General features: G+C 55.7%; 10 protein-coding genes. All 10 read left to right on the top strand.

All coding sequences use genetic code 11. The features are described from left to right. Positions 1–399 precede the first annotated feature (399 nt). The 10 genes from GE543_RS07255 to GE543_RS07210 all read left to right on the top strand — a co-directional run bounded on the left by GE543_RS07255 (position 400) and on the right by GE543_RS07210 (position 10,288). Positions 400–1,179, top strand: a complete 780-nt coding sequence (locus GE543_RS07255; protein ID WP_003424989.1) for a PFL_4669 family integrating conjugative element protein — start codon at positions 400–402, stop codon at positions 1,177–1,179. Then, positions 1,176–1,748, top strand: a complete 573-nt coding sequence (locus GE543_RS07250; protein WP_003317580.1) for a DUF3158 family protein — start codon at positions 1,176–1,178, stop codon at positions 1,746–1,748. Before GE543_RS07255 ends, GE543_RS07250 begins: the two co-directional genes overlap by 4 nt. A gap of 13 nt (positions 1,749–1,761) precedes the next feature. Beyond that, positions 1,762–2,232 carry a single-stranded DNA-binding protein gene (locus GE543_RS07245; protein WP_003317579.1) on the top strand — a complete coding sequence of 157 codons (471 nt, stop codon included), beginning with the start codon at positions 1,762–1,764 and terminating at the stop codon, positions 2,230–2,232. A 204-nt stretch (positions 2,233–2,436) separates the two neighbouring features. Next, positions 2,437–2,682, top strand: coding sequence for a hypothetical protein (locus GE543_RS07240; RefSeq protein ID WP_016567505.1), 246 nt, complete (start codon positions 2,437–2,439; stop codon positions 2,680–2,682). Between the two features lie 62 nt (positions 2,683–2,744). Further along, positions 2,745–2,945 (top strand): CrpP family ICE-associated protein, encoded by a 201-nt coding sequence (locus GE543_RS07235; RefSeq protein ID WP_074294741.1) that lies wholly within the window; start codon positions 2,745–2,747, stop codon positions 2,943–2,945. A 104-nt stretch (positions 2,946–3,049) separates the two neighbouring features. Then, positions 3,050–4,936 (top strand): hypothetical protein, encoded by a 1,887-nt coding sequence (locus GE543_RS07230; RefSeq protein WP_153221060.1) that lies wholly within the window; start codon positions 3,050–3,052, stop codon positions 4,934–4,936. A 2-nt stretch (positions 4,937–4,938) separates the two neighbouring features. Beyond that, positions 4,939–6,891: a DEAD/DEAH box helicase gene (locus GE543_RS07225; protein ID WP_099266530.1), complete on the top strand. Its 1,953-nt coding sequence runs from the start codon at positions 4,939–4,941 to the stop codon at positions 6,889–6,891. 82 nt (positions 6,892–6,973) lie between these two features. Further along, positions 6,974–7,270: a hypothetical protein gene (locus GE543_RS07220; protein WP_016567502.1), complete on the top strand. Its 297-nt coding sequence runs from the start codon at positions 6,974–6,976 to the stop codon at positions 7,268–7,270. A 151-nt stretch (positions 7,271–7,421) separates the two neighbouring features. Continuing rightward, complete coding sequence (locus GE543_RS07215; protein ID WP_153221059.1) at positions 7,422–8,555, top strand: TcpQ domain-containing protein; 1,134 nt, start codon at positions 7,422–7,424, stop codon at positions 8,553–8,555. Further along, positions 8,552–10,288 (top strand): PilN family type IVB pilus formation outer membrane protein, encoded by a 1,737-nt coding sequence (locus tag GE543_RS07210; RefSeq protein ID WP_153221058.1) that lies wholly within the window; start codon positions 8,552–8,554, stop codon positions 10,286–10,288. The genes GE543_RS07215 and GE543_RS07210 overlap by 4 nt, the downstream gene beginning before the upstream one ends. The last annotated feature ends 1 nt before the right edge of the window (position 10,289 follow it).

The following is a 10,289-nucleotide window of genomic DNA, read 5'->3' as shown; positions in this document are numbered from 1 at the left end:
GTGATTCCACTGGAATCACTTCCAGCACCGAACGGGGTGATTCCACTGGAATCACTTTGAGCACCGACCACGGTGATTCCCCGGGAATCACTTCCAGCTCCAGTCTGGGTGATGCCACTGGCATCACTTTCAGCGCCGATCAGGGTGATTCCACTGGCATCACTTTCAGCGCCGATCAGGGTGATTCCACTGGAATCACTTTGAGCACCGACCACGGTGATTCCCCGGGAATCACTTCCAGCACCGCTCTGAGTCATTCCACACGCAAGCCCACGAAAATCAGGGTCTCCGCCAAAAAACCATTCCGATCAAGAAACGGTTTGTTACTGACCCTGAGTTATACGCGCAGGCAGTCTTGCCTCGCCCTATCAATCATTTCTTATAAAGGAAGCGCTCAGCATGGCTGACAACTTTCAGCTCAACCTCGGTTCATTGCGAAGCAGCGTCAACCTGACCCTGCACACCCACCATGCTTCGCGCCTCTGGTTTGGGCGTCAACGCACCGAAGGCAAGCCTGGCATGATCGGCCTGAGCGGCTTTGCCAACATCCTCAATCGCATCAAGCGTGGCTGTGAACAGGACGATCCTTATTCAGACTGGTTTCTGATCCTTATAGAAGAAAAGATCGAAGCCTCTGAACAGGAAATGAAAGATATCGACGCCAGGCTGGACGAAGTTATGGCCTCACTGCCGCCGATGCTTTCAATAGGTCAAAACCTATCCGTGCAGCCGGTGACACTGCCGCTGTTCCTGTCCACGCCGCTGGCGTTCAAAGCGGTCTTTTTGCTCACTGCCTACGACGAGCTCGTGCGGCGCATTCTTCTGGCCAGCCACGTCGGCCTTATAGACAACAACGCCAAAGGCCAGTGGCTCGATGAGGGGGCTGCAATCCTGCGTCGTCTTTTCGGTTTGAGTCAGCGCTGGAAGTTCTCGGGAGCAAGCCGAGATGATTTTGCGGCCAAGAACGCACGTTCCGAGCAGGCTCGTGAGATGTACGCATCGTTTGGTGAAATCCCCCAAGACATTTTGGAAGGAACTCGCAAATCAAGCTTCGCGCCGTCCCCCTCTTCGGCATCAAATGCCGCGGTCAGTGAAGACGGTGATGACGACGGCTTCGAGGAGACCATCACGCTGGGCCAGCCGCACCCTGACAAGCCTGAACCTGAGTCCGCAGAGTGACTAACGTGACGGCCAACCCCGCGCACCAGAATCAAGAGCGCCAGAGCCTGCAACAGGGTGCCTTCCAACCCCTGCAACAGGATGCCTTCGTAGCACTGCAACATGCGCCCTTCCTAAAAGGCCTTTTAAAACCTTTTAAAGGTAAGGGGGGGATGCTCCAGTTGGCAGAGTTATGCCGGTCCCTTGAAGGTGATCTGAACGCGCTGGCCGAGGATCAAGTGCTTGCCCAGGCCAACAGACATCCCTTCACTCTTCTGCCTGTTCGGATGGTCCGGCAAAGAACAAGCGCTGGCACAGTTTTTCTCCGCTGGCAGGAAATGGGAACGCGGCAGATGGGCGTCAATGTTTGGTCCAGCTTGCTGGCCGATCCCAGAACACCCGAATCACTGCTCCAGGATCTGCACTCCATGGAACAGCAACGCGTCGCTTTGAATATGCAAATAAGTCTGGTCCATACCATCGGCCGGCAGGCCGCCGAATGTGCCGAAAAGATGGCCCAGGCAGATGCCGTTTACTCAGGACGGCTGCAACAGATCTCACAATCCAGCGGCATTTCACCGCACACGTAGAAGGAGTCCTAACATGGGCACATCAGTAGACTGGGAAGGTAACCTTGGCTCTGCTCCAGAATTCAAGGAATTCCCCAACGGCAACAAAGATCCGCGCCGCTTGCTAAAGCTGAACGTTTACTTTGACAATTCAATTCCGAAAGCCGATGGATCAGGCTTTGAGGACAGAGGCGGTTTCTGGGCCAACGTAGAATATTGGCACCGCGATGCAGAACACTATGCCAACTTATTCCAAAAAGGCATGCGGGTCATGATCCAAGGTCGAGCGATCATTGATAACTGGACCAAGGACGAAAAAGAGTTCTCTGCGTTAAAGGTGCAGGCATCGCGGGTGGCCATTCTTCCGCACAGGGTGGAAATGGTCCAATTGGCCCCATCTAGGGTGACCAACCAGCAGCAGAGCGATCAGGGTTCAAGTCAGAGCTACCAGGGATCAACCCAGAGTGATCCTGCTCTGGATTTTGACGACGACATTCCTGTGTAGCCAAACCCTCTGAAAAATCGCGCCCTCTGCGTGATGCTGCTGGTGGAAACGACACTGATCTACGTTGTTCTCCATCAGCAGGCGGGTAATTCTGAATTGCTCAACCGCTGGAGCAAAAAACGCCCTTCTCGTGGATCTACTGGTGAAATGAATCTACGAATCGGGAAGCTAACTTCACGACTATTCTCTTACAGGTCGAATCCAATGAGTGACATCAACAACTTCGTTACCTATGTCATCCGCATGCCGGACGACACCGCATCAAGGACCGCCCTGACTACTGAATTGAATGAGGCGGTTATCAGGAATGGTGGGGAGTTGACCGGAACATCACTAGAGGATGAAATCACGCTCAATGAGCTGTTTGAAGCACGTATGAACGACCTGGATGTCCAAGAAGCCCGGCGGGAAGCTAGGGAGCTGGCGGCAGCTGAATACCTTGAAGATTGAAAAATTCGCCTCGTTCGTGAAGCCTTGGATGTATCCGATCTACTCCACGGGAATCCTCAGTTGTGAGAACAGCCCCTACGGTGACGCACGAGACTTCGGATCGACGTCGCCACAACAACCCTCACCGTGCCGTGATGCTCGCCGGGGCTGAAGCAGCGCGTAAGAGCATCCCTCTTCACGAATGCCCCTACCGGCATCCAGCCATGCGCGCATCGTGGCTAAAGGGGTTTGCCCAGGAGCAACAGCAAAGCTTCAAGTTTTGACTCAGGGCGATTAACCCACTCCCCCCACATTTACGGTTACGCATGGCGAGCGCACATCAGGTCTAGGACAGTGCTGCCTCAAGTCACTTTGAGCTCATTGATTCATGACTGCCGAGCCTATTTGCGAAACAACTTTCGTCCAAACTCTTCTCGACATTGCGAAATTCCCAGAGCGGCACCGGGCTGTTGCCAACACTTGGGCTGATCATTTCGACGTACCGGCGGAAGGACGTGACGAGTTCATACTGCACTACCTGACTCACACCTCATCAACTCGATGCTGGTGCGTTGCTCTCCATAACGATGACTCGGTTGCACGTCCAACTGTGGCGCGGCTCGGCAGGCAGCTGCAATACTTCGATGGCCAGCTGATTTCAGCTGTGCGATTTGATGAGAGGAGAAAAGTCCCCGGCCACGCACCAACTCCGAGCCAAGCTTTGAAGCTGGCTCATGAATTGATTACTCATGATAGTGCGAATGCACTTCTGACATCATTCTGCAAACCAGCACGGGACCTGGCTCGGGATGAAGCGGAACTTAGTATAAGACCGCTGGTGAAATTCAATATGGGCGCGCTTAGTTCAGAGGGCCGGAACAAACGTTTTTACGCGCCACGCGGCCGCTTTTACATCACCTGTATCGGCGCGGCAGTGAAGAGGTTTTGTCAGAGCCTCGACCAGGAGCTGTTGCATGCAGTGCGTTCCGTGCAGTGCCCTTCCGCAAAACTTTACAACTGGCTCGCTCAAGGCGATCGCACACGTCGACTACAGGCCTTGAAAGCACAACCGGTGTTGGTGCCGGTGTTGATCGTTGGGGTTGGAATGCCGTGGCCCATGATTGCAGGTGGACTGCTGGTGGAATGCCCATGGTTCGAACTTCAGGAGTTTTGCTGCTCCTGGGAGGGTGAAACCATCATGGACGGGGCCGGGTTCGTGGGAAGGGCAGTCGACACAGGCTTGCCGCTTAACAGGGTTCTGGCATGGCTGTTCTCGGTACCGACGTCCTCGATCCGTTTCCTTGGCCACCAGCGGGTCTACGATACCGGCAGCGCGCTCAGTCGTTTGAATTCCGAGGGCCTTGAGGCAGGCTGGGAGCATCTGATCGCGGGCTCTGTGCTAGGCAATCGTCGCCCGAGAACCAAAGCAGAATGGCGTTTTTTCTATGCGTTCAGATCAGCGATTCCATGGGACTTACTCCGCCGCTTGCGTGATATGAACAATCTTTTGGTGGGCTGCCCTACTGACTGGGCAGACCCTGCCTGGTCCGGCATGGCGGCCAAACTTGTTGATTTAAGAGAGCTGTTCGACAACCTAGAACGGGCTGGTAGTTGCGAGGCTCGTAACACCAAGCGGCGCCTGTACGCGTTTGTAAGCGGTTTGAACTTCCGCCAAATATCAAATGTGGTCGATGCATTCCATGGAGCTCTCGCAGACATCAGAGCGGGGCTGGAGCGGGATTTCCCGCCTGAGCCATCTGACTGTTTCACAAGGTGGCCGGGGCTGCTGCTGGGCAGTGACCCAATCACCTGCAGTACGACCGGTTTGCAGATCGTCGAATTACTCTGCCCAGCAGACTTAGACCAGGAGCATCGCTCTCTGGGTCACTGCATCGACACATACGACTTCCGTGCATATTCGGGCAACTGCCGACTCTTATCCATCCGATCTGAAGGGCTGCCGCTGGCATCGGTCGAGCTCACACTCAGAACAGGCCGCAATGAGCGAGCGACTGGCGATTTTACACCTCAGCATTTGCATATCGCTCAGATTAGAGAACACGAAAACAAAACCCCAGATGCTCACTCGGCAGTGATGAACGCTTTTGAGTTATTCATGGCCGCAGTCAGAAGCGGTCGTATGCCCGTGCTCCTGGAATGGCCAAATATGGCAATGAAGATGGCGCGTTACGCTGATGAAAAATCGATGTTCAACATCCGCTTTGGGGAAGAGATCGTGGGCTGGGCTAACAGTTTGTTGGACAAGGGGCTCTGAAGATGGCATCGGCCCAATTGATGAACAAGCGTCCGGTATTGCTTCGCAAAGCCATTTTCGATGGCTACGACTTCGGGCTGTCCCTCAGTTACCTACAGGGTGCAAACAAGCTTTTGCTTCGCCGGAGGGGCTTTTTCATACGCAGGTCTGATCACCCACTGAACCAGTTTTGGCGTGTGCCCAAAGACAAGCTACTCGATGACCTCGATGTGCTCTATCGGGAGCTGGCAGAGCTCGCAGATGGCAAACACATCGAAAGCTGGCAAGCATTCAGAGACAGGATTACCTCTGCCCAGTCCGACGTGCACCGTGACGCATTCACCTGGGGGATGAAGTTCAGGCTCGCGCCGCTGGCGGAAGGCGGTGTGATCCTGTCGGGAGATTTTCATCCTGGTGCTGTAGCGATCGCCAAGCGCATGCGTGGGGTGTTCCTCTCGGCGGGCAAAGCCTGGCGAGTGCAGGGCACACCAGAATTGGTTCGCAGTAACCTGATTCTGGAACTGGGATTGGACGAAGATCAGTTCGAAATTCTGGACACGCTGCAGGAGTTGCTCGCTGACGGGTCGGTCAAGGCGGTGAATGAGGTCACCAGTATCAGTCTGGGTGGCCACTCTCCGGAGTCGACCAAAAGCGAAGAGGAAGTTTCAGATTCAGGTATCTACCTGGCATCTGTCCCATCCATCAGAAACACCGAGTTGACCAGTGCCGATATCGATAAGGCGCTGGAAGGATTCTCGCTGATGGATCATCAGCCAGCAGGAATCAAGCACCTGCTGCAGCGCACGAGCGCGCTTTTGGCCGACGACATGGGACTGGGCAAAACTCGCCAGGCTGTGATCGCCGCTGGCATACGCGCGCAAGGTAAACCGGTTCTGGTGATTGTGCTCAACAGCCTGATCATCAACTGGCAGCGTGAGATCCTGATGGTGTTTCCTCAGGCTCAAATCGCAATGCAAACTTTTGATGCGAACGCTGGCTGGATCATCGTGAACTACGAGAGGCTGGGTGATTTTGTCATGCACGCGAATCGTTTCGCGGTGATGGTCATTGACGAGGCTCACCGACTCAAGGAACCCACTGCTGCATGGACACGCCACGGCTTCGACATCGCGGCTCAGGTACAAAACCGCTACTTGTTGACGGGCACGCCTGTGCTCAATCGCGAAGCCGAGCTGCACACACTCCTCAGGCTTTCAGGCCATCCAATCGGACAACTGCCACTCAATGAGTTCTGCGAGCGATTCGCCGGCAGTCCTGAGTTTCGCAAGACGCTTAGAGATGAGATATCCGACTGGATGCTTCGTCGCCGCAAGGATGTGCTGCCCAACCTGAAGGGGAAGCAGCGGCAGACTGTGCCGGTGATACTCAGCCAGACAGAACGTGACGAGTACAATCAGATCATGCGCAGCGACCAGCACCGATTCGCAAGGCTGGGCGCACTGCGTCAGCTGCTCGAGCGCGTGAAGGTACGGATCCTTGCGGATCTGATGGCCGAGCTGGACGTCGACGACAAGGTGATCCTCTTCTGCGAGTATCAGGAATCCGTCGCCACGTTGCGCGAGCACTGCCTAAAGTTGGGCGTCGGGTGCGTGACGTTGGTGGGAAGTGACTCGCCCAAGAAGCGCCAGAAGGCGATTGATGCTTTCCAGCAGGACCCGGACTGCAGGGTGTTCATCGGGACCAGGTCGGCCGCCGGAACAGGTTACAACCTGACTGCTGCGAACTATGTCTTTTTTCTGGGGCTTCCATGGACACCGGGGCTGCAGGACCAAGCTGAGGATCGAGCCTATCGCAACGGGCAGTTGCGCATGGTTGTCGTCAAAATCCCTCTAGCTGAGGACACCATCGACCAGCAGCTGTGGCAGATGCTTATGGACAAGCGCGCCCTGGCCAGCGATCTGATCGATCCGGAAGCTGAGGAGTCGAGCAAGAAGGCTCTTGCCGAAATTCTTTGATTTGCTGTGGCAAGATGCCATGACTTTCCGCTATGTTGCTCAGGCCTGCATATCTAGGCTGACCTACTCTCAAGGAATGAAGATGTCTAAGTCCAATCCTACAAGCATTGCTGATATAAACGCTCAATATTCCTATACCGACGATTTTCCAGGCGGTAAACACGACAGAGACTACGTTTCCTGTGGACAGCACGGTACATACAATGAGCTTGATACAGCTTATGAGGCCGAGCTTGCAGCACACGTAAAAAGTAAGAAAATCACCGAACAGGATGCTATCGATATCCTCGACTCCACATGCAAGCTGCTGAAAAACCCACGCCTGCGGAGCGATTTTTACGCGAATATAAAGAAAGAGTTGAAAGAACTGATCGACTGATCAATTTTTCAGGAGGGTGGCCGCTACTGCCCTCCTTTGCGTAATGCGTCCCTCCCCAATAACCTGAAACGATCCGTTAAGGGTTTAGCAGTGCTTTGCAACCTGAGCGCTGGCACCTTGGCCACCATCAAGAAATGGGGTCAAGGCACACATGATCAGGCAGCTTTCCACACTTTCCATACTCGCGCTGTTCGCCGGATGCACGTCTGTTGCGGACAAACCGGTTGGACCAGCTTTCGACAGCAGTCAGAATCCTGAACTGCTGTCGCCAGACCTGTATTCAAGTGGCGCAAAGTCCGGTCAGGAGCCGATGGTCCGCTACGGTCGATACGCCCTGGTGAATACCGCTCCAGAGGCCGAACAGCGGGACCTGATGGCCCAGATCATCGATGTCAGCATTCCGGCCAATATGCACCCGTCCGTCCAGGATGCGATGCAGTACGTGGTCAGCCGCTCAGGCTACACCTTGTGCCCACCGAGCACCGGTCACGTAAACATCTTGTTCACACGCCCTCTTCCTGCTGCCCAGTACAAGCTAGGGCCAATGAGCCTGCGCAACACTCTGCAGGTACTGGCCGGTCCGGCATGGCAGGTCAAGGTCAACGAAGTAACGCGCGGTGTGTGCTTTGTACTGCGGCCAGGTTACCAACTGCCGGAGACGTCTAAGCCCGTGGCACTGGCTCAACCTGCGCAACCGGCCAGCACTGGATCAACCTCGGTAGCCAGCACCTCCACTGCCGTTACCGTTGTAACTGCCCCGGCAACCGGAACCCCATTCAGCAAGGACACATCGCCTGCAGGGCAACCGCAAACCACGGTCGTCACGCAGGCAAAAGCGCAACCAGCTGCATCCATCAGCACCCCAGCCAAGGAAGGCACCCCTACACAGCAAAAGCCGACTCCTGTGAGCGCGGCTCCGGCGAGGGCCATATCTCAGACCACCGTCACCAAGAGCATCGCTTCGACCAGCCAGGCCCCGATGAAACCTGAACCAGCAGCGAAACCCGTCGCAACGGTTGCGCCACAGCAAACGTGGAATGCGCCTGTGGGCAGTACCTTGCGTCAATCGGTCGAAGACTGGGCCAGACGGGCCGGCTGGCAGGTTATCTGGGTACCGGAGGACCTGGACTACCCCATCGAAGCACCGCTGAGTTTTACAGGCTCCTTCAGTTCGGCGGTCAGGCAGATATTCCCACTGTACGACAACGCCAAACGGTCCTTTGTGGTGGACGGTAATGAGGGCAATGGTCAGCAGGTTCTGCACGTATCGGAGAGGAAAAAATGAGCATGCCCTTCATGCGTCAGACCGCTCTGAGTCTCGCTGTTCTATCGGCATCAGCCTGCTCAGTCCAACGGGTGGATGAAGCCGCTGCACGGGCAGAGGCTACCGCCGATTCTGCCGGCCGTTACGCGGCTATCCAGCGTAACAAGCAGCAACAGGAACGTCGGGACACAGTGATATTCAGCGACAAACCCTGGGTTTCAACGCAGCCAGTTGTTGCGAGACGAGGCATCCCCACCAAGTATGACTGTGAGGTCGCATATAGGCCTGCTGGCAGTGTCGGAATTGCTGAAATTGCCCAGTACATTTCCAGACAGTGCGGGATCCCTGTCCTGGTCTCGCCGGATGCGCTCAATCCTGGCCTGCTGAACGCTAATGCACCTGCACAGGGCAACAATGCGCCTCCAATCAGCACGGCCCCCAACCCTGATAGCCTGGCCGGGTTGCTGCCTGCAGGTATCACGGGCGGCTCCAACCTGGCGCAGGCCTCTCAGGGGAGAAGTTCTGACTTCGCATCCATGCTGACACCGAACCTCGTCAGTGGGTTGCGCTTCACAGGGAAAGCCTCGGGTCTGCTGGATGAGGTCACCGCGCGGCTGGGACTCACCTATCGATTCAATCCCACCTCACGGTCAGTGCAGGTCAGCTATTTCGACACCAAGGTGTTTGACGTCTACGCATTTGGAGACGTGCAGGAAATCAAAAGCACCGTCAGATCCGGTATGACCACCTCCTCAGGTTCGGGAAGTGGTTCGTCGAGCGGATCATCGTCAGGTAGCAGTTCCTCAGGCGTTTCGGGTGACTCGGGCAGCAACCAGAGCACTACAGTCACTCTCAACACATCGATCCTGACTGACATCCAGAGCAACGTGAGGGCAATGCTGAGTACCTCGCCGCCTGGTCGCATGTATCTGTCACCGTCGACCGGGACGTTGACCGTGACTGACCGGCCCGACGTGCTTTCGAACGTTGAGACCTATCTGGCCAAGACCAACCACGCGATCACCCAACAAGTGCTGTTCAATGTGAAGGTGTTTGAGGCGACGCTGACCGACACCGATCAGCTGGCTTTGAACTGGGCGGCCGTCTACAACTCGCTGAGCACAAAGTGGGGCCTGTCTCTCTCGAATACTGTGCCAGGCATCAGCTCCAGCGCAATCTCGGGCTCTGTTGGCATTGTCGATACGGCCAACTCTGCCTGGGCAGGTTCGAACGCGATCATCCAGGCAATCGCAGAGCAGGCCCGGATCTCGAATGTTCGATCGCCGTCTGTGACCACATTGAATCTGCAGCCTGCTCCGCTGCAGATCGGCAACGTCCAAGGCTACATCCCATCGGTTCAGACCAACACCACGGCGTCAGTGGGCTCCAGCACGGCAATTACTCCGGGCACTATCACCTCCGGCTTCAACATGACACTGCAGCCTCGCTTGATGGACGATGACGAGATGTTGCTCATGGTATCGATCAATATGAGCTCCAAACCTACCTTCGAGCCATTCACGAGCAACGGCTCCAGCGTCCAGATCCCCAACTACGATGCGAAAAGTTTGTCACCGAAGGTGAAGCTGCGCAGCGGTCAGACATTGATCCTGTCGGGCTTTGAGGAGCTCAGCGACAACACGGACAAGATCGGCACAGGTTCCCCCGGATTCTTCGGGCTTGGAGGTGGGCGTAAGCGCACCTCGTCAAAAAGCGTTCTGGTAGTGCTGATCACCCCGATTGTGACCAACTGAC

The sequence above is a fragment of the Pseudomonas sp. SZ57 genome (genome assembly GCF_009495975.1).
Classification (GTDB): Bacteria; Pseudomonadota; Gammaproteobacteria; order Pseudomonadales; family Pseudomonadaceae; genus Aquipseudomonas; species Aquipseudomonas syringae.
This window is presented reverse-complemented; position numbering and strand designations above follow the sequence as displayed.

Bases quoted from the DNA above. Each gene is read 5' to 3' on its own strand.
- GE543_RS07255 (WP_003424989.1), top strand. From the start codon at position 400: ATGGCTGACAACTTTCAGCTCAACCTCGGTTCATTGCGAAGCAGCGTC.
- GE543_RS07245 (WP_003317579.1), top strand. From the start codon at position 1,762: ATGGGCACATCAGTAGACTGGGAAGGTAACCTTGGCTCTGCTCCAGAA.
- GE543_RS07240 (WP_016567505.1), top strand. From the start codon at position 2,437: ATGAGTGACATCAACAACTTCGTTACCTATGTCATCCGCATGCCGGAC.
- GE543_RS07230 (WP_153221060.1), top strand. From the start codon at position 3,050: ATGACTGCCGAGCCTATTTGCGAAACAACTTTCGTCCAAACTCTTCTC.
- GE543_RS07225 (WP_099266530.1), top strand. From the start codon at position 4,939: ATGGCATCGGCCCAATTGATGAACAAGCGTCCGGTATTGCTTCGCAAA.
- GE543_RS07220 (WP_016567502.1), top strand. From the start codon at position 6,974: ATGTCTAAGTCCAATCCTACAAGCATTGCTGATATAAACGCTCAATAT.
- GE543_RS07215 (WP_153221059.1), top strand. From the start codon at position 7,422: ATGATCAGGCAGCTTTCCACACTTTCCATACTCGCGCTGTTCGCCGGA.
- GE543_RS07210 (WP_153221058.1), top strand. From the start codon at position 8,552: ATGAGCATGCCCTTCATGCGTCAGACCGCTCTGAGTCTCGCTGTTCTA.